Here is a 22,411-nt window from a genome sequence, read left to right as displayed (position 1 = left end):
TTAAAATGACAATAGTTTGCGGCTCAAACCCTTGTCAGTCAAGCTTTTAAGCTCTTCTTTCTCAATAAAAATCAAAATTTTGCTTCTTTCTCATTAGAATTCTTTATAAAAATGGAACTTTGTGCCAATAATCACAAAAAGATCCCCATAAAAGTATGCCTTTGGGTATAGGTGTTTTTGCGCTCAAAAATTTTTTATATGCATAGGAGGGCAATATACAAGAAAATATTAGGTTTGTTAAGGGGATCAACTAACTTTTGAGTCTATACAAGCCCGATGAAGACATGATCTTGGAAATAAAATGTCAGAAATAGTAATAGATCAACCTTAGGATAGATACAAAAATTGAATTTATAGAAGCCATTTAGAATTAATTTGCTGAATATGTTCGCAATCAGCTAAATCTAGATTTTTTGACGAGAAAAATCTAGAACTGTGGGGCAACAACTAAAAAGCTAAGCAAAACATTTACAGTTAAAGTATAAGGATTTCTAATCATAGATCTTAAAAAAATCGCCTAACTTAACAAAAATATTGTGATCTGATTCACTGAAAATAGATCCAATATCCAGAAGTTTGGCTCTGTGATGTCTCTAGTTGTTATCACAATTCCAGAAATATCTATACAGCTTCTTGAACTTAAAGGCTTGCTGGGACTGGGTTTTAATTCCCTGAACTTTCACCACCTAAATAGGTAAGGGATGGGTGGCGCGAAGCGCCGCCCATCCCTTACCTATTTAGGACTACCCATCACACTTTAGGGGATTAGTATTTAGATGTTGCTACTTCTTTGTCATTTCAGCGATCGCATCATTGAGTTTGCCACTGCGGAAACCCTCTAAATCCAAGGTAATCGAGGTAAAGCCATATGCTCGAAAGGCTTTGGTGAGCTTGGACATATCTATAGTGTTGATAAGTTCACTGAGGCGATCGCTAGGGACTTCGATTTTGGCGGTATCTCCCATTGAGCGCACTCTAATGTCGCCTTTCCAGCCCTGATCGCGCAAATACTGTTCGGCATTGCCCACACGCCGTAATTTCTCAATTGTAATCTCTTCACCATAGGGGAATCGCGAACTTAGGCATGGCTGTGAAGGCTTGTCCCACCAAGGCATTCCTAAATATTGCGATAACATGCGTACTTCTATTTTGCTAATGCCTACTTCGGCAAGAGGCGATCGCACGCCGCGTTCCTTTGCTGCCTGAATCCCCGGACGATAATCCTGCAAATCATCAGCATTTAAGCCATCGACGACATAGCCATAGCCCATCGTTTTGGCGAGGGGTTTGAGTGTGTCATGGAGTTCGCTTTTGCAAAAATAACAACGATTAATTGGATTAGAGGTGTAATTAGGATTATTCATCTCATCGGTTTGGACGATTTGATGGCTGATGCCAATAAATTCGGCTTGGACGGTGGCGGCGGCGAGGTCAGCAGGTAATAATGACGGTGAGTTAGCGGTAATCGCTAAGGCTCGATCGCCTAAAACATCAAAGGCAACTTTGGCAACAAGGGTACTGTCGATGCCGCCAGAGTAAGCAACAAGGACTTCGGTGGCTTCATTAAAAATGTGACGTAAGCGATCGAGCTTGTCGGATAGGGTGGCATTTAACATAAAAACTCTGGATACTTATTGTTTAATATTGTGGCATCTGCCCTTTGGCATCTTTATTTGGAATCGTTGTTATTTGACGAGAAATCATGGACAAGTCACGGAATACCTCAATTAGCAAGTTTCTCAGTAAATATCTGCGCCATGAGCCAGCAAAAATTGGTTTGAGTCTCGATGTTGGTGGTTGGGTGAAGGTCGATGATTTGCTAGCGGCTAGTGCTAAGCACAACTTCGTCATCAGTCATGAGGAATTAGAGGAAGTTGTCGTGACTAATGCTAAGCAACGTTTTTCCTTTGATCCAACGGGAACTTTGATTCGGGCTAACCAAGGGCATAGTGTGGAAGTGGATTTGCAACTGGAGCCAATGCTGCCCCCTGATGTGCTGTATCACGGAACTGCGGAAAAGAATGTAGAAGCAATTAGACGTTTCGGTTTACAGAAAATGTCGCGTCATCATGTCCATTTATCGATGGATTTGCTAACTGCGAAAATGGTGGGGCAGAGACATGGTAAGCCTGTGGTATTTGAGGTTGATGCGGCGGCGATGTACAAGGCAGGATCTATTTTCTATTGTTCCGCTAATCAAGTGTGGTTAGTCGATCACGTTCCACCTGAGTATTTACAAATAGTTAGCAAATAGGTTTCGTTATCACGACAGCATAAAAACCTGATTTTGATACAACTTTTAAGCCTGTATCCCTAAATTCCTTATCAGATGGATGGATTGTAAAGCTACCACACAAGCCTTTAAATCTAGCGATAGCCTTTTATTGCTAATACAGTGCGATCGCTTAGCAAGCCAAATTATACTCATAGTTAACTGAAAGATTAAATCTATGCTATGTCCTTTAGTTATGGTGTAACCGATTTGCTATATTTTTCTAAAGCTTTATCTCTAGTGATTCGATCACGAGACATCAATTTAAATCTCATATCTCCAAAAGTTTGTCGCCCTCTTCCTGTGAAATAGTCTCCTTCCAAAGAAAGTCCATCAGGGGAAAGTCTCATATTGGCAGTTCCTCGATGAATTGACATAGTTTGCAAGCTTCTTGCAGTTGGTTCGTTCATGTACTCATACTTTAAAGTTGATTCGGAGGAATCTAGAGTATTGATGGATGCCATTGTTGAACGTGAGCTAGAAGTCATTGTCTGTAACTGCACACTGACACTTGACCATGTTTGATGAACATATAAGACAATTCCATCATAATCAGTATCATTATAAGAAGAATGAATTACACCTACCCAAGTTCCCTTTAAGTTTGGAATACTCGAAAAGGAAAATTTTCCTAATTGATATGACCAGATAAAGTTATCTGAGAACTTGCACCATTCTGGAAAGGGGTTGCAAAGAGAGTAAAGATGTGAAAAAAAGGGCGTAGTAGTAAATTAAATAACGATTATGGAAAGCATCGTTAAGCACGCCCAAGGTTTAGTGTATAGCCTAATTTGTCTGATGCCAAGTGTGTATCAAAAAGCAAGTCTGAATGCAATATTAGGGCTATTTCTGGAAGCGCAAGGGCATCCCTATCCAGAACATACACAGGTAAAATCAGCGAGTGCATTAAGCCGATTTCTCAATCACTATAACTGGTCAACAAGAGGACTAATTCGAGCAACAAGGCTGTCAATTTTGGGGCAAATCGCCAAGCATCGCCCATCGAAGAGAGTGCCATTAAAGATACTGATAGACCTGACCACCTTAGAAAAAAGCGGCAAGTTTTTACATTTGAGCAATCCCACCCCAAACGAACCAGACCCATGGGTGAGAATCCTCAACGGAAAGCGAGGACTACATCTGGTTGTACTGTATCTGGTCTATGGAGAGTGGCGCGTACCATGGAGTTTTAGAGTATGGCGCGGCAAAGGATACTCCAGTCCCTCTGACTTAGCTTGTAAGTTATTGGGGACAGTACCCAAGCAACTAACCCAAGGCAAGACTGTGATTGTCCTTGCTGATACTGAGTTTAGTACGGTGAAGTTTTTCAATGCTGTCCGCGCCAAGTCTTGGCGCATCGTTGTCGGTGTCCGCAACAATCGTAAACTTCAAGATGGACGTACCGTCAAACAACTTTATCCCCATGGCAAACGTGGACAACTAATTTTACTGGAAGGGCTAAGTACGCCTTTGACGATCTCTTGGTTCTGGCTCAAAAGAGCCGATAGTAAACGGGAGTTACGCTTTGTGGTCTCTTCTCATCCTTATTCTGGCGCTTATCTGGTGATGTTAGGTCGTAAGCGTTGGGCGATTGAGGGATTCTTCAAAACCATCAAACATCGCTTTGGTTTGCATTGTTTTGGGCAATCTACAAAACTTGGCGTTTATCGTTGGCTTATCCTCTCTCTGCTTTCTTATCTTTTGGCTCATTGGATTGATCAATGGTCGTTTCCTCCCATCTTGGACTGGAAAGCTACCTGTGATTTAACCCTTTCTGTTTTATTCCCTTCTGTCCTTTGGTTGAAACTTCTCAGGTATCTTCAAATTAGTGCCGATATTGCTGCTCGTCATGGCTTTGAAATTATTCTCAAACCCATTCCCACTTGACTCTTTCACGAATGCTGCAAGATCTCAGTTATCGAAAAAATAATAGAAAAAACCATAAAATCCCATCACAGATGGGGCATCCACCCACCAAGGAACTTCCCATTTTAGGAGTTTTAGAACAGAACTAAGAGCCAATGCAGCAGCAACAGCAAATGCTGCTAACCATAAGGGAATTGATTCTCTATCCTTTGCATCCGTCGCATATGCGTGCATATTACCATGCCTTCCATAATTCCAGATAGCCTTTCATTAAAAGAAAAGCATTTTGTGTTGACCACTGCTCAGGTGTATTACCAAATAGATAAATCTGTCTGTTTTGACATACAAATGAATTGATCGAGTACTCAAATAGATAAGTAAGAATTGCAAGATAGTTTTCCTGATAACTTGCCCTAAAACACTTATCAGGAACATTATAGAGTAGACATTCAATAAAATAAGAAGGGGCGCAGTTATCGGAAATAATTCTTGCATTTTTAAGAATATTTCTGGCATTTTTGAAGATCCGAACCATTGGTTTGAAACATTTGTTGGTTGCGGTATGTTTGTTTATTCCATTTTGATAGTGATGTTTGGGATAATTAATAACCTTTCGCCACTCGTTTTGTGTATACAGCGTCATCCCTTCGATGAAAGCCTCACTACTACTTTTAAATTGCCTATAGTTTCGATACTGAATACATGGAACTATGTCAGCAGCAAGACGATTACTGCCTTTAACAAGCTTAATCGACTTATTGCCTGAAACCACATTAGAAATACTGTAATAAGATTGCAAGGCGTTTAGTATATCATTCCGAAAATCGTTCCATGAGTATGTGGCATCACTAAATGTACTGCTGTAAATTATCCGATCTAGTGGGGGTAATTCTGATTTATTACTACAGAAAGTTGTATTTAGTTGCACAACAACATCAACGTCACTATCAGCACGAATGTTTGTACTATTTTTGTAAGATCCTTGCAAGTAAATCTCAAAGTGATTACCTTGCGAGAGTTCTCTAAGTTTGAGTGGTGAGTTTTTGCTGTTTAGTGCAAGTCTAATAGACTCATGCGTATTTACTGCGGCTTGAGGTTGTTGATATTTTGCCCATATTTCTAGTTGTGCTTCTGGAATACCCATGTTTTCATGCCTCCTTTACTGAAAATCATCCCAGTCAATCTTTCGCCGCAAATTATTGCCTCGCTTATAGGACAAGCAATCTTCATGGTGCAACCGACCAACAACAATCCCAGCAGCAATACCAATCTCTGAGGCAAACTTAGCGATCGCCTGATCGTCAAATGTATTCTCATTCAGAAACCTTTGTAAATCCTGCTTTGGGATTAGAAAATTTGCGGCAAACTTATCAGCATCCTGCTCCATTGGATCGTTCGGGTCATAATCCTGCTTCTCATCCGTTTCAATAAAAACATCGCGCTTCTTCTCCTGAAGCACATGACCCGCCTCATGAAAGAACGTAAACCAAAAGCGATCATCCCGTTTGTAGCGCAAACTGAGTTGAATCATCGCCTTACTGGGTGTTAGCCAACGAGTCACACCACTAGCCCTCACACCTTTCAGTGATGGGACTAAAGCGATTGCCACACCAGCCGAGGCGCATAACTGCTTCACCTGAGCAATTACTTCTTTGGGGTGCTGCACCGTCAAGCTACGGATTTCCTGTAATGCCTGCTTAAACTTTTCCGTATGATAAGGAGCGCATTCAATCTTTTGAGCATCAAGTTCACCCTTTCTCAACCAAGCATTTGTGGCAACTCGATTATCCTCGAACTTGACAGACTTACGAAAAGCAAGCGATCGCGAACTCCAATAGGTATCCCACTGCTCAGGGGAAACCACACCAAAAAAATTCAAGACAATCTGTAACTGCTCAACCTTCTCTTTTCGTTTTTCGATCCAACTGAGTTTTACCATTTCATTGACAGGAACGCGATCAAGCCAAGCAATCTGTTGTTGTAAATGTTCCTGCTCTTGCTGACGTGCCAAGAACTCACGATAGTGCTGCTCTCGACTGTTCCAAAAACTAGCAGGTATACCTAAGACCCTCTCTAGCTGCAAAGCTGTATCATGGGTAATCGCCGCCTTACCATTAATAATTTCATTGATTGTCTTCTTTGGTCTACCAGTACGATCAGCTAGGTCGGTCTGAGTCATACCACGATCTTCTAATAGTTCCATTAAAGTTTCACCAGGAGGAGAAACATAATCTGGTAAATATTGATTTTTGGGATTTTTAACTGTGCTAATCATGGGTGTCCTCTATTCCAATAATTGTTACCGAGGTAATCTTCGTCCAGTCAATTCCACCATCAGGCTTTTGAGGTAATGGATCGTGAAATGGCTCAAAGATAAGTCGATAAGGATGATCGAGATCGAGCGACAATTGCCCCGAACGGTCATAAAGTAACTCATGACAACGCCCTGGAAAGCTTCGCATATCTTCTAGCACCGCAACGGCTCGAAGATCATCAAGTCGGCGGCGAATGCGTTTAGCTCTATCTGCACCAAATTCTTTGACTAAAAGTTTTTGGTTATTGCACAACTTATCGATTTTTTTATTTTTGAATACAATGTCCATTATAACAGGACTTAGTTAATATTATTCACCCATAAGGTTAACACAATTTTTTAGCCAAGCTAGATTTAACCAATAAAATCTGCATTATGATCAACTAGGATTAATCCACACTAGCTAAAGCGATCGCTACCGCACAAGCCTTTAATTCTGGCTGCTTAGAGTCGGGACAGGCTTCGGGATGGGTGAGGGCATTGGCTTCAGCATTATCTGCCCAGAGCGTTCCCCAGTGCATCGGGACGAATAATACACCTCGTGCGATCGCTTCTGTCACCAGTGCAGGAAATTTAGAAGAACCACGACGCGATTTAACTTCTACGAGATCGCCATTATTAATACCGAATTTTGCAGCATCTTTTGGATGAATTTCGATAAAGGGATTGGGATACATTTGCCGAATCTTATCGATGCGTCCTGTGCGGGTTTGCGTATGCCAATGCCCGTATAGTCTCCCAGTGGTGAGAATGAATGGATATTGCTCATCGGGAACTTCAAAGACACCTTGAGAATGATAGCTACCAAATCTAGCTCTGCGATCGCTAGTATGAAATTGATGATCGGTATAGAGACGCTTGTTATGCTTGCGATCCAGTTCAGTTGCATGGTCAGGATTCGGCCATTGGATTACGCCAAGTTCAGAGAGCTTGGCATGACTAAGCCCTGTGATATCGCAGGGGCGATCGCGAGTAATCTGTGTGAATTCTGCATAGACCTCGGCAGAATTTTGGAATGGAAATTTATCTGCAAAACCTAATCTCCGTCCGACTTCCGCAAATATTTCCCAATCTGCACGGGACTCACCGAGGGGGGGCTGAAAAGCTTGACAGAGGGTGATACAGCGTTCGGAATTAGTCATCGTGCCAGTCTTTTCGCTCCATTGTGTGGCAGGGAGGAGAATATGGGCAAAGGCGGAGGTTTCTGTGGGGTAATAGGCATCTTGGTAGACGGTGAAAGGCGATCGCCTTAAAGCCGCTTTGGTTCGCACGAGATCAGGAAAGCTGACAGCAGGATTTGTCGCCGCAATCCAGAGGAAATCTACTTCATTAGCTTCTAAACCACGAATCATATCCCATGCTGTGCGTCCAACTTGAGGCGAAATATGTCCAGATGGCAAGTTCCAAAATGATTCGAGTTCGGCACGATGGTCAGGGTTAACAACGGAGCGATAACCGGGGAGTAAATGGGCTAAACCACCTGCCTCTCTTCCCCCCATCGCATTGGGTTGACCCGTTAGTGAAAAGGGACCTGCACCTTCTTTCCCAATCTGAGCAGTTAATAAATGCAGATTGATAATACATTGGACTTTAGCAGTACCTTGAGTAGATTGATTGACACCCATTGACCAAATGGAGAGAACTCGTTGCGATTCTGCCCAATATTTAGCGGCAAGTTCTAAATCTTCGATGCTAATCCCACAGCGACGCGAGACAAATTCGGGAGTATAGAGTTGAGTGATTTCTGCGAATTCCGCAAAACCTGTGGTGTGATTTTCGATAAATTGGCGATCGCATTTATCCCAAAGTAATAGCAAATGAGCGATGCCATTTAATAAATCGATATCTGTTCCTGGTTGAATCGCTAGATGTAGGTCGGCGACTTCGGCGGTTTGAGTACGACGAGGATCAACGACAATTAGCTTGACATGGGGATTTTTTTTATGATGGCGACGAAAGCGATTGAAGATAATTGGATGGCATTCGGCGGTATTTGTGCCGATCGCAAATAAACAATCCGTTAAATCCAAATCTTCGTAGCAGCAAGGAGGTCCATCGGAACCAAAACTTTTGACATAGCCCGAAACTGCGGAAGACATACAGAGTCTGGAGTTGGCATCAAAATTATTAGTTCCTAAACAGCCTTTAAATAATTTCTGGGCAATGTAATAGTCTTCAGTCTGGAATTGTCCTGAACCATACATACAGAGAGCATCTGCGCCTTTGGTTGCCAGCACTTGCTGAATCTGATTAGTAATCGCTTCAAGAGCTTCATCCCAACTGACTTGGCGAAATTCTTGATCAAGGCGATCTCGCATCATTGGGTGCAGCAGTCGATCCTTTTGGATAGACTCGGCGATCGTTGCACCCTTGACGCAGACCATACCTTGACTAGAAGGATGACTGCGATCGCCTCGAACTTTAAAGCGATCGGGAAATTTTAGCGTTGGTTCTTTGCCCGTCTCCACGACTTCTAAACCGCAGCCGACACCACAATAGGGACAGAGGGTTTTGGCGATTTGTGGTGTGGCATTGGCATTAGAAGGAGTAGTTGCAGACATAGATGATGTTGAGCTATTGACGAACAGCTACTTTTTTGGTGGCGAAACCTTTAACGGGATCAAAGTAGCTAGCTTCAGTAAATCGTGAATATGGCATGGATTGCAATGCTGTGATCGGATCATTGGGATCAAATACAGAGCCATCGGCTAAAGCAATTGGTGAGCGATCCTCATCAGCGATCTCTATTTCTAATTCCTTGGCAGCCTGTTGATAGACATTGGTTGCTAGCAAGTTATAGATTACTTCCGCATAGTTCTCAGGGAAACTGACTAAGCCCCAACGCGCCATTTGTGTTAATACCCAGAGATGCTCTTTGCGAGAAGGCATATTGCCCATACCAAACTGGCAGAAGTCCTGATCATACTTTGCTGCCATCGTACTGACCCGATAAGGCCCTGCAAATCCAGGGCGGATATAGGTCGGATCAAGATTGAGATACTGTGGTTGTGATAACGTCAGTACTACTTCATCACGATTTTCTAAGGGTTCACAGAACTGAGATGCTTCTAGTAAAGCCTTGACTACAGCAAGATGGGTATTAGGATATTGCTCCGCCCAATCCTTGCGAAGTCCTAGTACTTTTTCGGGATGTCCACGCCATATATCGAGGTCAGTTGCCACGACAAAGCCAACGTTATCATTCACTGCCCGCACGTTCCAAGGTTCGCCGACGCAGTAACCAATGATATTGTTTGCCATCAGGTTAGAAACCATCTGCGGTGGTGGAATCACGATTACATCCACATCTGTATCTGGTTCCATGCCTCCACTAGCTAACCAATGCCTTAGCAATAGATTGTGCATGGATGCGTGATGTACCATGCCCATTGCAGGGTTATAGGCCTCATCTTGAAATTTATCAATGTAAGCTTTTAAAGAAGCAAGATCATGTACCCCTTCGTTTTGGAGTCTCTTGCTGAGAGTAATGGCATTACCATTCCGACTCATGGTTAAGGATGTCACGACTGGCACAGGGATTTGATTACCCATACCCAGAGTAATTGCGAGAGGCATTCCCGTTACCATTTGGGCTGCGTCGAGGCGACCTTCACGAATTCCTTCCGCAAGATCATTCCAGCTATTTTCTTTAGAAAGAGTGACATCTAAACCATATTTGGCAAATAGTCCTTTCTCTTGGGCGATCGCAAAGGGAGCGCAGTCGGTGAGGGGAATGTAGCCAATGGTGAGATTTGTTTTCTCGATATTGCCAAGACTGATCGCCGCATTGCTCTTGTTCTTAGCCCGTTCAATTTTGATTTGTTTCTGGCGATCGAGGAAGCTAACAACTTCGCCTCTGAGACGGTAATAGTTGGGATGATTGACAGCTTCTAGTTTTTTGCGGGGATGGGGCAGATCAACGGTGAGGACTTGACCAATTTTCGCTTCGGGACCATTAGTCATCATCACAATGCGATCGCTCAGAAGTAAAGCTTCATCAACATCATGGGTAATCATTACTGCCGAGATTTTATGCTCATCGCAAATCTGCATTAATTTTTCTTGTAATCGACCTCTAGTTAAGGCATCCAATGCGCCAAAAGGTTCATCTAATAGCAAGATTTTCGGCTTAATCGATAATGCGCGCGCAATACCTACCCTTTGCTTCATCCCACCCGAAATTTCTCTAGGGTACTTATCCGCAGCATGACTCAAGCCCACTAAGTCAATATTTTCTTGAATAATGCGGCGGCGTTCCTCTTTAGGTAAATCCCTTAGCACCCGATTTACCGCCAAGCCAATATTCTGACGTACCGTTAACCAAGGCAACAGTGAATGGTTTTGGAATACCAACATGCGATCGGGTCCTGGTTCACGTACTTCACGCCCTTCTAGGACAATACCACCTGCACTAGCACGATCTAACCCCGAAAGGATATTTAGAACTGTTGATTTACCGCAACCTGAATGTCCAATGATTGAGACAAATTCACCTTCCTTCATCTCAAAGTAAACATCTTTGACCGCAACATAGGGTTGCCCTTTGTTGGTTTTAAAAACACGACTAACGTGATCGATTTCTAGGAATTTGGACATAATCAATTACGAATTTAGAATTACGAATTTAGGATCTAGTATTTACAAATTACGACTTACGAATTAGAAAGTGATATCTAGGAATTTCTTAATTTGTAATTCGTAATTCGTAATTAATCAGCCTCATCAGCTAAGGCAAAGCGACTATAGAGAAATTCAAGGATGTAGTTGCGAAGGCTGTAGTAGCGAGGATCATCGGCGATCGCTTTGCGATCGCGAGGACGCGCAAATGGTACATCGATGATTTCAGCAATATGGGCGGCAGGTCCATTGCTCATCATCACAATGCGATCGGCGAGGAAGAGTGCTTCATCAATTTCATGGGTGATCATCAGTGCTGTAACCCGATTTTTGCGCCAAATTGCTAATAGTTCTTCCTGCAATTCTTCGCGGGTCATTACGTCTAACGCACCAAAGGGTTCATCAAGGATCAATACTTCAGGACGAATGGATAACGCACGGGCGATTGATACCCTCTGACGCATACCACCAGAAAGTTCCTTTGGTTTTTTGTGCATTGCTTCGCTCAAGCCGACTAATTCGAGCATATCCTTAGCAATTTTGATTTTTTCTTCCTTAGATTTCTCTTTATAAACCTGCTTAACTGCTAGATAGACATTCTCAAAGGCGGTCATCCAAGGTAGGAGCGAGTAGTTTTGGAACACCACCATGCGATCGGGACCGGGACGAACGATTGGTTTGGATCGCAAACAGATTTCGCCTGAGGTTGGTTTATTAAAACCAGCCACCATGTTTAAAAGTGTCGATTTACCACAGCCAGAGTGACCGATGACACAGATAAACTCGCCTTCATAGACTGTCAAATTAACATCTTCGAGAACAGTATAAGGACCTCTAGGTGTGGGATAGACCTTAGAAACTCCATCCATGACTAGAAATGGATCTCTATTTATTTGCTGATTATTATCTGTAAGATCAAGAGTCTGCATAGGAGAAGGTTAAGGGAAAGAGTTAAGTGAGGTAGGGTGATTAGCTTTTAGCTTTTAGCAATTAGCTTTTAGCTTTTAGCTTGGATGTGTATTACTAAAAACATAATTCACTTTGAAAATTTGCCTTTTAAGCTAACAGCTAACGGCTAAAAAACTAAGCATCTGACTGAGCAACTAGTTTGCTGACGTAATAAACGACTTTATCGAGTAGGAAGCCTACTAAACCGATGTAAACCAGAGCTAAAATCAGTTCGCTACTCTTTTGGCTGTTGTAGCTATCCCAGATAAAGAAGCCAATGCCGACACCACCAGTCAACATTTCCGCTGCCACGATCGCTAGCCACGACAGACCAACGGCAATCCGTAAACCTGTGAAAATATAGGGAGCTGCCGAGGGCATCAGAATCGTGATGAAGTAGTCAAACTTACTTAGGCGCAAGACTCGCGACACGTTGCGATAGTCTTGGGGAACCTGTTGTACGCCAACTGCGGTATTCATTAAGATCGGCCAGATCGAAGTGACGAAAATCACGAATAATGCGGCGGCTTCGGTAACGTCTAGACCAATAGATTTCAGTGATTCGTTGACACCTTGGAAGGCGGACATGGCGATCGGTAGCCATGCAAGGGGAGGGATTGTCCGCAAAACTTGGAAGATGGGGTCAAAGGCACGATAGAGAAATACATTTGTACCGATCGCAATACCGAAGGAAATGCCAATAATCGCGGAAGCGGTATAGCCGATCGCCACACGACGTAAACTGACCATTGTTTTTACGCCTAAGCCTTTTTCGATGGTGAGTTTTTCCTTGAGGGCTTGACGGGCAGGACTATCGGTTTTGTCCGCAGCACTAACATCAAAATAATCGCGATCGAAGAAGGGATTCCAAATATATTCTTGAGTCTCTTGCCAGACTTTGCTTGGAGGTGGTAAAGGAGGGGTTTTACCTGAACAGAGTATTTGCCATGTTCCCAAAATAAAGAACAAAGCTATCACAGGCGGAATGATAAAACGGGCCTGTTTCTGAAACCATTCGCCTATGTTATTAACTGAAAATCGTGACTTTAAGCTTCCTGCCGCCATTTTTTATATCTCCGTATTTGCTTTAGAAAAGATGATGACAAGGGGCTTAAGCCCCTTGTTCGAGAATTAGATTCAGTTAATAATTAAGCCTTTTTAATCTTCAATCCTTTGAGGTATTCGCTGGGATTTTCTGGATCAAACTTGACTCCATCAAAGAAAGTTTCGATGCCGCGAGAAGTACTCTTAGGAATATCAGCTTCTTTGCCAATCATCTTCGCAGCTTCTTTCCAGAGATCCTCACGATTGACCTTATCTACCAACTTCTTCGCATCGGTGTCAGCATCAAAATAGCCCCAACGCATATCTTCAGTTACAAACCAAAGATCGTGACTCTTGAATGGATAGGAAGCTGCATCTTTCCAGAACTTCATCGCAAGATCGGGATTGTCTAGAGTTCTACCATCGCCGTAGTCAACCTTACCTTGCAGTCTTCCTAAAATTTCGGCAGGTGGAACCTTCAGCCACTTATCAGCACCGATGATTTTACACATCTCTTCTTTATTTTCAGCTTGTTCACACCAAACTTGAGCTTCGAGAACTGCTGCGAGCAGAGCCTTAGTAGCTTTAGGATTCTTATCAACCCAATCGGCACGCATAGAGAAGGCTTTTTCAGGATGATCTTTCCATAGTTCGCCAGTGATTAAGGCACTGTAGCCAGAATTTTGGGCAACCAAACGAGCATTCCAAGGTTCGCCCACACAGAATGCTTGCATGTTACCAGCCTTCATATTGGCAACCATCTGTGGTGGGGGAACGACGATGGTATTGACATCGGTATTCGGATCGACTCCATTTGCCGCTAGCCAATAGCGCATCCACAAATCATGGGTTCCCCCGGGGAAAGTGACAGCACACTTGATTTCTTTACCACTAGACTTAATCTTGGCAAAACTATCTTTGAGAGAATCACTCTTGAGCGCAATTTTGAGTTCTTTAAAGTCATTGGCAATAGAGATTGCTTGTCCATTGGTATTTAGTCTTGCCAAGACATACATGGGGACTTTTTTGCCGTTAGTAATCTTGCCTTCATTCAGTAAATAGGGAATAGGCGACAAAATATGTGCGCCATCAATACCACCAGCATCAGATCCAAGGGCAATGTTGTCGCGAGTGGTTCCCCAAGAAGCCTGTTTGAGAACTTCGACATCCTTCATGCCATATTTCGCAAATAGACCTTTCTCCTTAGCAACAATCAAAGGAGCTGCATCGGTGAGAGCGATAAAACCAAGCTTTGCTTTAGTGACTTCAGGGGCATCAGCAGCACTAACTTTTGCTTCAGGGGACTTGCTGGCGGCAGTGGTAGTCTTGGTATCAGTTTTTGGTGCTTCGCCGCCGCCTGTACAGGCATTTAAAGCGATCGCGCTAACAGTAGAAAGTCCTGCGGTGGTTAAAAACTTGCGACGAGAGAATGTACTCATGAATTTCCTTGTAATAACTGATTGAGGTTTGAGAATCTAATTTTGAGGATTTTTAGCCAATTGCGACTAATTCGGCTGAAGGTTCAGCGATCGCCTGTTGTTTTGGAACAGCGCCAAAGTGTTCGACTAAAAGCTTGCCGACAACTTCGCGCAAATCCTCACAGGGGATTTTTTCCATGACGCATTTGCCGAGATGGGCATCCTTGCCGACTGTGCCACCCATATAAATGTCAACACCATCGACAACCTTGCCATTCTTGCGGGTTTTGCAGCCTGTAAAGCCAATATCGGCAACCTGTGGCTGGGCGCAAGAGTTAGGGCAGCCACTCCAATGAATCCGCACAACTTTAGGAAGATGGTAATCTTCGCTCAGTTGTTTGGTGAGTGCGAGGGAACGGTTTTTGGTTTCCACGATCGCCACAGGACAGAATTGATTACCAGTGCAGGAAACTAAGCCCCGCATGAGGTTGTCGGGATTAGCAGGGAATTTCTGAAGTAGAGGTTCTTGCAATAGTGCAGGTACTTGCTGATCACTGACATTGGTAATCAGTAAATTTTGCTCAACCGTAAGGCGTATATCGCCATTACCGTAGGTATCCGCAAGTCTTGCAAACTCATACATATCAGGGGCATACATCCGTCCCACAGGGATTTGCAGCCCTACATAATTCAATCCTGCTTGCTTTTGAGGATGAACGCCAATGTGATCGCGCTTTTCCCATACAATTTCATCTTTGGCGGCGGCGGTTGCCAATGGTTTGCCGAGTTGCTTCTCAACTTCAGCACGGAATTTTTCAATTCCCCATTCATCAATTAAAAACATTAATCGCGATTTAGCACGGTTCTCGCGGAGTCCATGATCGCGATAAACAATTAGTAACGCTTCACAGAGGGCAACGACATCTTCAGGCGGAACCCAGACATTAAGAGGAATTGCTGCCTCGACCCGCTTCGCGGAGAAAAATCCGCCGACAAGTACATTAAATCCAAATCGAGTCTCAGTTGTATCAGTACTCTCTGATGAGCTATTACCTTGAGTCTGATTATAGATATGCCAGAATCCTGAAGGAATATCCCACTCTGGGCGTTGTCCTTCTGACTTAGGCGTGACTGGGCTTGTCTTAGCTACTTCTCTAAATGCAGGTACAAAGGCTAAATCATTGATTTCGGCATGGGTAGAGTTATCGCGACAGCCTGCGATCGCAATATTAAATTTGCGAGGTAAGTTGGTAAAAGCAGGGTTTCCTTCGCCATTATTGGTGAGTAAATTCTGAACTTGCATCGCTAATTCGCGAGTATCGTAAAGCTCATCGGCATCAATACCTGCAACGGGTGAACCTGTGATATTTCGCACGTTATCGATCGCCGATTGCACACTAGTCAAACCAACAGAACGAAACTTTGCGAACATTTCAGGCACATCTTCGATAAGAATGCCACGCATTTGAATATTCTGGCGAGTGGTAATATCGGCAACGCCATGCTCACCACACTTCTCAACTACTGAGGCGAGAACACGCATCTGATCGCTATTGAGCAAACCATTGGGAATTCGCATCCGTACCATGAAACGTCCGGGGGTACTCTTACGAAAGAAGATGCCGAGCCACTTTAAACGATGTTGTAAGTCGTCGTCGTCGATCGCTTCCCAACCTATTGCGGCGAAGCGATCGATTTCGGCTTTAAGGGCAAGACCATCTTTGGCTGCTTTCAGGTCTTCAATTTTGTTTGCCATGTTATTTATCCTTGGCTCATGCTGGAGATGAATAAATAGATAGAGGTGATCGCAATTTATATAGATGTGTATGTAAATGTGCAAAATCTCAAATATCTAACTCTCAAGCGCTATTTAAACTTTGTATAGGGTTTACACTACTTAACGTTTCGATCCCAATACGTATAAACAACTACATATTTTTAACTATTATTTAATAATTGCAATACTGCCATGCATTAAACGCATAGATGCTTGCATTGTGTAAATATAAAGAGCAAGGTGCTTAAGCCCGTCATTCTCTATTTCCTGTTGCTGCTCATGCTCGATCGCCTCCAAAAAATCCTCTCTCGACATGGAATTGCCTCCCGTCGTGACGCAGAACAGATCATTCTGTCAGGTCGAGTTTGGGTAAATGGGAGACAAGTTAAGGAATTAGGGACTAAAGCTGATCCCGATCGCGATCGCATTGAAGTAGATGGGAAGTTATTGCAAACTAATGCCCCAGAATTTGTATATCTATTACTTAACAAACCAACGGGCGTAGTCTGTACCTGTGATGATCCCCAAGGTCGCAGGACAGTTCTCGATCTATTGCCAGCTCAATATCGCCATGTTTATCCCGTAGGACGATTGGACTACAACAGCAGTGGCGCATTAATTTTGACCAATGATGGTGAATTTGCCAACTATCTGATGCATCCTCGTCACCATGTCGCCAAAACCTATGAAGTATGGGTTAAAGATATTCCTAGTCAACAAACTCTTAAGCAATGGCAAGAGGGGATCATCCTTGAAGGTAAACGCACCTTACCTGCGATTGTCAGCATTCAACAGGTTGAAGAGAATAAAGCTCAAAAATCACGTCAAAACCCGCGCACAAAATTACAGATAGTTTTGTCAGAAGGGCGTAACCGTCAGATTAGAAAAGTTGCTGAACTATTAGGGCATCCTGTTTTGGCATTACATCGAGTCGCGATCGCCACAATTTCGGTTGCTTCATTAAAAATTGGTAACTATCGGTTATTGAACGAACAAGAAATTAAAAATTTGTAGTGATTGCAAAGGATCTTTAGGATACTAAAATTAGATAAGAGTAATGCAAGGGGGGACTCTCTGGTAATTTTTAGAGGATCTCGATAGTTGAGTGAGCAATGACAAAATCTAGGGATTATCCCCTATATGTTCAGAGTTTGCTTTCAAATCTTTGCAAAATGTTATATTGATTGAGGGTAAGTAACTAAATCCAAATCAACTTACTCCAAATCTAAACAACGCTCTATATAGAACTTGTGGCTATTAAGGTGTGACTCAGCGTCAGATTTTACAAGCCAGTCAGTCCAATCTCTTCATATATGTCGTGAGTATTGTGAACATTACAACCTCCAAGCAAGCAGAGAAATTAGCAGAAATCGGAGCGCAATTCAAGCGTATTCGGCAGGATAAAGACCTATCGATTCCCCATCTAACTGCAACTACCTTAATTTCTGAACGCTACCTGCGAGCGATCGAAGATGGGGAAATAGAGTCCCTCCCTGAGCCTGTTTATGTACGTGGTTTTATCCGTAAATATGGCAATGCCCTAGGGGTTGGCGATCTATCGGAAGATTTTCCTCTCAATTCGGTGCTGCCTGAGCAAAAATGGGCAGGTAGTGCTGCGGCGGAGCTACGTCCCCTACACTTGTATGCGCTATATGTTGGTGTGATTGCTGGCGCAGTGAGCTTGTTAGCAACATTTTTAAATGCGCCAGAGGCTAATAAAATTAACGACAGCCAAACCATTTTAAGTAGTGCTGCCCAGATCGTTTCTCCTAAAGCCAACAAACCAACGGAACAAGATAATCTATTACCTAAAATTGGCGGACTAGAGGTATTAAGGCAGTCGGTTACGGATTCTTCCGCAATGGCAACTACCGTGAATATGTCTAAAGCTGTAGTACCAACGCCAAATGTCTTGCCAGCCGCAACGACTACTGATAATTCACTCTCCAATAATTCGCTTAATTCGGTCAAGAAATCACCATCTGAAGCTACTTTTGGGGAAGTTAGTTCTAGTCTCAATAATGCCGCTAAATCTTGGACAAATAATTTTGCCTTTCAAAATAGTGCAAACCAAAATAGTTCAGAAAATGCTGCTAATAGTAAGTTTGAGTTTGTCGGTAATAAGCCCGTTAATATTGGGCTGTTGATGAAGGGGCAGTCTTGGCTACGCATCACTGTGGATGGTAAGACTGAGTTTGAAGGTGTTCTTGATGAAGGCAAAAAGTTGACTTGGTCAGGCGATCGCCAAATCTCGATTCGTGCTGGTAATGCTTCGGCTGTTGGTCTGAGCTATAACAATCAGCAAATCAAGGTATTAGGTAAGGAAGGGGAAGTTGCGGAAAGGCTCTTTGGAATCAACCAACCAAACAATGTTGAAGCTAATGAAACAGAGCTGCGTGGATTTTTAGAATCGATGTCTAACAACGAAATCCCCTAACAAAGAAATGGGTGCGTAGCACCCATTTCTTTGTTAATTACTTTCTAGCCCACTTTTTTTGACTAATTCCTCTGGTGTGAGTTTGGATAAAAACTCACGGAATGCTTTTCTTTCTGCTTCGTCGGCATCTTGATCCACAGGGATTGAAGCTTCAAGAATTACCTCCTCCATAACCCAAATGGGACATTTAGCACGCACTGCGATCGCGATTGCATCACTAGGGCGGGCATCAATTTCTTTTTTTATATCTCCTTGTGAAACCGTAATTACTGCGTAGAAAGTGCTGTTTTTAAGAGCATGGACAACGACACGCTCAACGGTGATCCCCCATGCGTCTAAGAAATTCAGCATTAAATCATGGGTCATAGGGCGCTCTAACGGTCTGCCATCTAAAGCGCCAATAATTGCCTTGGCTTCGGCTTCACCGATCCAAATTGGCAATGCTCTCCGTTCTAAAGTATCTCGCAGTAGAACGATAGGATTACGGCTGACCGCATCAATAGCGATCCCAGCCACCTTCATTTCGATCATTATTGCCCGCCTTCCTCAAGAAATGAGTGAAAGTACCCCTCATAAATCAAAAACTTTAGGGTTCTGCGATTTAATAAAGAATCTAATCTTCTGTGTTGCGTTTTTGCCGCACTACAGAAGCTCGGTTCCTTATTTTCCTGCGCGTCCCTTCTTAGTTTAGATATTGATAATTAAAGACGATCAATATCTAACTAGCAAGGCTTTTAGAAATTGAGAGGCTTTTGCAGGTTATTATATCACCGTCACGATAGGGAATCTGGCTTCCCGTCTTGTTTTTAAGGACACTATTCACAGCATGAAATCAGACTTGAAATCAGATTTAAGAAATATTACGGTTATTGGTGCTGGTGCTTGGGGATCAGCGCTAGCAAGTCTGGTCAAAAAAAATTGTCATCATGTCCAAATTTGGTCGCGTCAAAGTCCACAACCACTAGCGGAGGTGGCTAGTAGTAGTGATGCAATTATTTCCGCAGTATCGATGAAAGGGGTCAGAGCGATCGCGGAGCAATTACAAACTGCACAATTGCTGCCCCATGCGGTGATCGTCAGCGCTACTAAAGGTCTGGAGCCAACTACTAGACAAACCCCATCGCAAATTTGGCGATCGCTGTTGCCCGATCATCCGTTGGTGGTTTTATCGGGTCCCAATCTATCGGCTGAAATTATGGCGGGACAACCTGCGGCAACGGTGGTGGCGAGTACCGATGAAGCTGCGGCTCAGTTTATTCAAACGATTTTTGCATCGCGAAATTTCAGGGTCTATACCAATTCTGATCCGATTGGCGTGGAATTAGGTGGCACACTCAAAAATGTAATCGCGATCGCCGTTGGTGCTTGTGATGGTCTAAATCTGGGAACTAATGCTAAATCGGCATTAATCACGCGATCACTGATTGAAATTATTCGAGTCGGTGTTTATTTTGGGGCGCAACCTGAAACCTTTTGGGGCTTATCAGGTTTAGGGGATTTACTAGCAACCTGTAGTAGCAATCTCAGCCGCAATTATCAAGTGGGCTATGCGATCGCGCAGGGCAGAAGTCTAGAAGAGGCGATCGCCCATGTGCAGGGTACGGCTGAGGGTGTAAATACGGCTCATGTACTAATGGAAATCAGCGATCGTGAAAAAATCAGTGTGCCTGTGTCGCGCTACGTTGCTCGACTACTTAAGGGTGAAATTAACTTACAGCAAGCGGTGGAAGGGTTAATGGAACGGGATCTCAAACCAGAAAATTAGAACCTGTGCTTTCAAAACCTCCCACTAAGTAGTCAAGTATAAGTAAACTTAAAACCCCTATTTCTGTACCGCCCGCGTAGTGATCAGTACAGAAAGTTTATAACTATGCTGAGCTACTTAGTAAATTGCGCGCTATTTTGGCATCTACAGGTTGCGAAAATAAATATCCCTGACCAAATTCGCAACTTAATTCTTGAATCTGCTCTAACTGCTCTTGCGTTTCTACCCCCTCAGCGATCGTACACATGCCTAAACTTTGGGCTAAAGCAATGATTGCTCTGATAATTTCGGTGTTCTTGCCATTTTTACCAATTCTCATGATAAAGGAGCGATCTATTTTGAGGTGATCAATCGGCAAGCGATGTAAATAACTTAGGGAAGAATAACCTGTACCAAAATCATCAATACTTAACTGAATATGCCGAACTTGCAATTGCTCAATAATTTTGCCTGCAAATTCAGCATTTTCCATAATATCGCTTTCCGTAATTTCTAAAATTAGAGAATGTCCATCAATTCCTGTTTCTTGGAGAATTAGATCAATTTTCTCTAGCAGATTGAAGCTCATGAAATGTTTCACGGAAAGATTCACGCTAATGCTCAAAGACGCATCCGCAATTCCCTCATTTTGCCAATTCCGCAATTGTTGGCAAGCTTGACGCAAAATGAACAAATCGATCGCTATCACTAGTCCCATTTCTTCAGCGATCGGAATAAATTTATCAGGATAAAGCATTCCTTTTTCGGGATGATGCCAACGTGCTAAAGCCTCGAATGAAGCAATTTTGCCAGTTCCTAAATTAATGATTGGTTGATAGTGAGCGACAAATTCATTGCGTTCTAAGGCCTGTCTGAGATCAGATTCTAGTTGAAAACTATCTAGGGCATGGCAGTGCATTGTTTGCTCAAACAATTGATAACATGCCTTGCCATTTGCCTTAGCGCGATACATGGCTGTGTCAGCATCACGGAGAATATGTTCGGGTTGTTTGTACAGGTCATTACCCATCACAATCCCAATGCTGACATTGGTAAATATTTGATAATCCCCAATTTGAAAAGGTGATGCTAGCTCACTTAGAATATCTTGAGCAACTTTAGCAGCATCATTGGAGTTGTTGATATCTTGCAGCAATACGGTAAATTCATCCCCCCCCAAACGACATAGCATGGTTCCCGGACGTAAACATAGCTCGATTCGTCGTGAGATCGAAACTAATAGCTGATCACCTACAAGATGACCAAGGGAGTCGTTTACTGACTGAAAGCGATCGCAATCTAAAAATAAAACCGCAAAATGATAACCCGTTTGCTGTCGTACCTGTTGCATTAGCTGCTCTAGGCGCTTCATAAACCAAGTGCGATTTGGTAGTCCCGTGAGTACATCATGGAGCGCTAAATGTAATAAACGTTCTTGGGCTTGTAATCTCTCAGCAATTTCTTTTTCTAATTGAGCAGTTCTCTGTCTTACGCGCTGTTCAAGCTCAGAATTTAGCTGACTGATTTCTTTTTGGGCATATCGCAAACTTAAATGGGTTTGGATACGTGCTAAGACTTCTTCTAACTGAAATGGTTTAGTGATATAGTCCACCCCACCCACACTAAAGGCTTTGACCTTATCTAGCACCTCATCTAAAGCGCTTAAAAAAATTACAGGGATATCATTAGTTTTTTCATTGGCTTTAAGGCGTTGGCAAACCTCATAGCCATCGATATTGGGCATCATGATGTCCAGCAAGATCAAATCAGGCTTTGCGGCTTGGGCGACGGTCAAAGCCATCAACCCATCCGTGACACTACGCACCTTATAGCCCTGTTCTGTCAGAGTTGTCGATAAAAAACGCAGGTTATTAGGTGTATCATCGACTATTAATATATCGCCGCTATATTCTCTAGTCATTAGTTAGCTGTTTCCATAAAGTTTTTTGTTAGCTGATTTAGATGACTAGCTAC

General features: G+C 43.1%; 19 protein-coding genes. 5 read left to right on the top strand and 14 right to left on the bottom strand.

Annotation, left to right across the window (positions count from 1 at the left end; all coding sequences use genetic code 11):
* Positions 1 to 782: 782 nt before the first annotated feature.
* The gene (gene larE, locus NMG48_RS00470) at positions 783 to 1,616 is read right to left on the bottom strand and encodes an ATP-dependent sacrificial sulfur transferase LarE (protein WP_271253527.1); all 834 of its coding nucleotides are present in this window, start codon (positions 1,614 to 1,616) and stop codon (positions 783 to 785) included.
* A gap of 86 nt (positions 1,617 to 1,702) precedes the next feature.
* Here larE and NMG48_RS00465 point away from each other — a divergent pair, with 86 nt between their 5' ends.
* Positions 1,703 to 2,254, top strand: coding sequence for an RNA 2'-phosphotransferase (locus NMG48_RS00465; protein ID WP_271253526.1), 552 nt, complete (start codon positions 1,703 to 1,705; stop codon positions 2,252 to 2,254).
* Positions 2,255 to 2,466: 212 nt separating this feature from the next.
* Here the strand turns inward: NMG48_RS00465 and NMG48_RS00460 are convergent, their stop codons facing one another.
* Positions 2,467 to 2,850 (bottom strand): hypothetical protein, encoded by a 384-nt coding sequence (locus NMG48_RS00460; RefSeq protein ID WP_441339200.1) that lies wholly within the window; start codon positions 2,848 to 2,850, stop codon positions 2,467 to 2,469.
* 166 nt (positions 2,851 to 3,016) lie between these two features.
* Here NMG48_RS00460 and NMG48_RS00455 point away from each other — a divergent pair, with 166 nt between their 5' ends.
* On the top strand, positions 3,017 to 4,159 hold the full coding sequence (locus NMG48_RS00455) for a transposase (RefSeq protein ID WP_271252192.1): 1,143 nt from the start codon (positions 3,017 to 3,019) through the stop codon (positions 4,157 to 4,159).
* 24 nt (positions 4,160 to 4,183) lie between these two features.
* On the opposite strand, the gene NMG48_RS00450 is transcribed toward NMG48_RS00455, so the two are convergent.
* The 10 genes from NMG48_RS00450 to NMG48_RS00405 all read right to left on the bottom strand — a co-directional run bounded on the left by NMG48_RS00450 (position 4,184) and on the right by NMG48_RS00405 (position 16,235).
* A complete protein-coding gene (locus NMG48_RS00450; protein ID WP_271253525.1) occupies positions 4,184 to 4,372 on the bottom strand; it encodes a Cap15 family CBASS effector in 189 nt (62 codons plus the stop codon).
* A 1-nt stretch (position 4,373) separates the two neighbouring features.
* Positions 4,374 to 5,282 (bottom strand): nucleotidyltransferase domain-containing protein, encoded by a 909-nt coding sequence (locus NMG48_RS00445; RefSeq protein ID WP_271253524.1) that lies wholly within the window; start codon positions 5,280 to 5,282, stop codon positions 4,374 to 4,376.
* A gap of 15 nt (positions 5,283 to 5,297) precedes the next feature.
* Entirely contained in the window at positions 5,298 to 6,413 is a 1,116-nt protein-coding gene (locus tag NMG48_RS00440; protein ID WP_271253523.1) for a helix-turn-helix domain-containing protein, read from the bottom strand.
* Positions 6,406 to 6,741, bottom strand: coding sequence for a type II toxin-antitoxin system RelE/ParE family toxin (locus tag NMG48_RS00435; protein ID WP_271253522.1), 336 nt, complete (start codon positions 6,739 to 6,741; stop codon positions 6,406 to 6,408). The genes NMG48_RS00440 and NMG48_RS00435 overlap by 8 nt, the downstream gene beginning before the upstream one ends.
* Before the next feature lie 100 nt (positions 6,742 to 6,841).
* On the bottom strand, positions 6,842 to 9,013 hold the full coding sequence (locus tag NMG48_RS00430) for a molybdopterin oxidoreductase family protein (RefSeq protein ID WP_271253521.1): 2,172 nt from the start codon (positions 9,011 to 9,013) through the stop codon (positions 6,842 to 6,844).
* 13 nt (positions 9,014 to 9,026) lie between these two features.
* Entirely contained in the window at positions 9,027 to 11,048 is a 2,022-nt protein-coding gene (locus tag NMG48_RS00425) for an ABC transporter ATP-binding/substrate-binding protein (protein ID WP_271253520.1), read from the bottom strand.
* 113 nt (positions 11,049 to 11,161) lie between these two features.
* Positions 11,162 to 11,998 carry an ABC transporter ATP-binding protein gene (locus NMG48_RS00420; protein ID WP_271253519.1) on the bottom strand — a complete coding sequence of 279 codons (837 nt, stop codon included), beginning with the start codon at positions 11,996 to 11,998 and terminating at the stop codon, positions 11,162 to 11,164.
* A gap of 154 nt (positions 11,999 to 12,152) precedes the next feature.
* On the bottom strand, positions 12,153 to 13,082 hold the full coding sequence (ntrB, locus tag NMG48_RS00415) for a nitrate ABC transporter permease (protein ID WP_271253518.1): 930 nt from the start codon (positions 13,080 to 13,082) through the stop codon (positions 12,153 to 12,155).
* A gap of 83 nt (positions 13,083 to 13,165) precedes the next feature.
* On the bottom strand, positions 13,166 to 14,500 hold the full coding sequence (locus tag NMG48_RS00410) for a CmpA/NrtA family ABC transporter substrate-binding protein (protein WP_271253517.1): 1,335 nt from the start codon (positions 14,498 to 14,500) through the stop codon (positions 13,166 to 13,168).
* A 52-nt stretch (positions 14,501 to 14,552) separates the two neighbouring features.
* Entirely contained in the window at positions 14,553 to 16,235 is a 1,683-nt protein-coding gene (locus NMG48_RS00405; protein WP_271253516.1) for a ferredoxin--nitrite reductase, read from the bottom strand.
* Positions 16,236 to 16,535: 300 nt separating this feature from the next.
* Here NMG48_RS00405 and NMG48_RS00400 point away from each other — a divergent pair, with 300 nt between their 5' ends.
* Entirely contained in the window at positions 16,536 to 17,270 is a 735-nt protein-coding gene (locus tag NMG48_RS00400) for a pseudouridine synthase (RefSeq protein WP_271255301.1), read from the top strand.
* Between the two features lie 250 nt (positions 17,271 to 17,520).
* A complete protein-coding gene (locus tag NMG48_RS00395) occupies positions 17,521 to 18,693 on the top strand; it encodes a helix-turn-helix domain-containing protein (RefSeq protein WP_271253515.1) in 1,173 nt (390 codons plus the stop codon).
* Positions 18,694 to 18,726: 33 nt separating this feature from the next.
* Here the strand turns inward: NMG48_RS00395 and NMG48_RS00390 are convergent, their stop codons facing one another.
* Positions 18,727 to 19,224, bottom strand: a complete 498-nt coding sequence (locus NMG48_RS00390) for a bifunctional nuclease family protein (RefSeq protein ID WP_126386129.1) — start codon at positions 19,222 to 19,224, stop codon at positions 18,727 to 18,729.
* A gap of 295 nt (positions 19,225 to 19,519) precedes the next feature.
* On the opposite strand from NMG48_RS00390, the gene NMG48_RS00385 reads away from it, so the two are divergent.
* The gene (locus tag NMG48_RS00385) at positions 19,520 to 20,458 is read left to right on the top strand and encodes an NAD(P)H-dependent glycerol-3-phosphate dehydrogenase (RefSeq protein WP_271253514.1); all 939 of its coding nucleotides are present in this window, start codon (positions 19,520 to 19,522) and stop codon (positions 20,456 to 20,458) included.
* 103 nt (positions 20,459 to 20,561) lie between these two features.
* Here the strand turns inward: NMG48_RS00385 and NMG48_RS00380 are convergent, their stop codons facing one another.
* A complete protein-coding gene (locus NMG48_RS00380) occupies positions 20,562 to 22,358 on the bottom strand; it encodes an EAL domain-containing response regulator (RefSeq protein WP_271253513.1) in 1,797 nt (598 codons plus the stop codon).
* Positions 22,359 to 22,411 lie beyond the last annotated feature (53 nt).

The organism is Pseudanabaena sp. Chao 1811, from assembly GCF_027942295.1.
Taxonomy (GTDB): domain Bacteria; phylum Cyanobacteriota; class Cyanobacteriia; order Pseudanabaenales; family Pseudanabaenaceae; genus Pseudanabaena.
The sequence above is the reverse complement of the archived record's forward strand: the minus strand, read 5'-3'. Positions and strand labels throughout refer to the sequence as shown.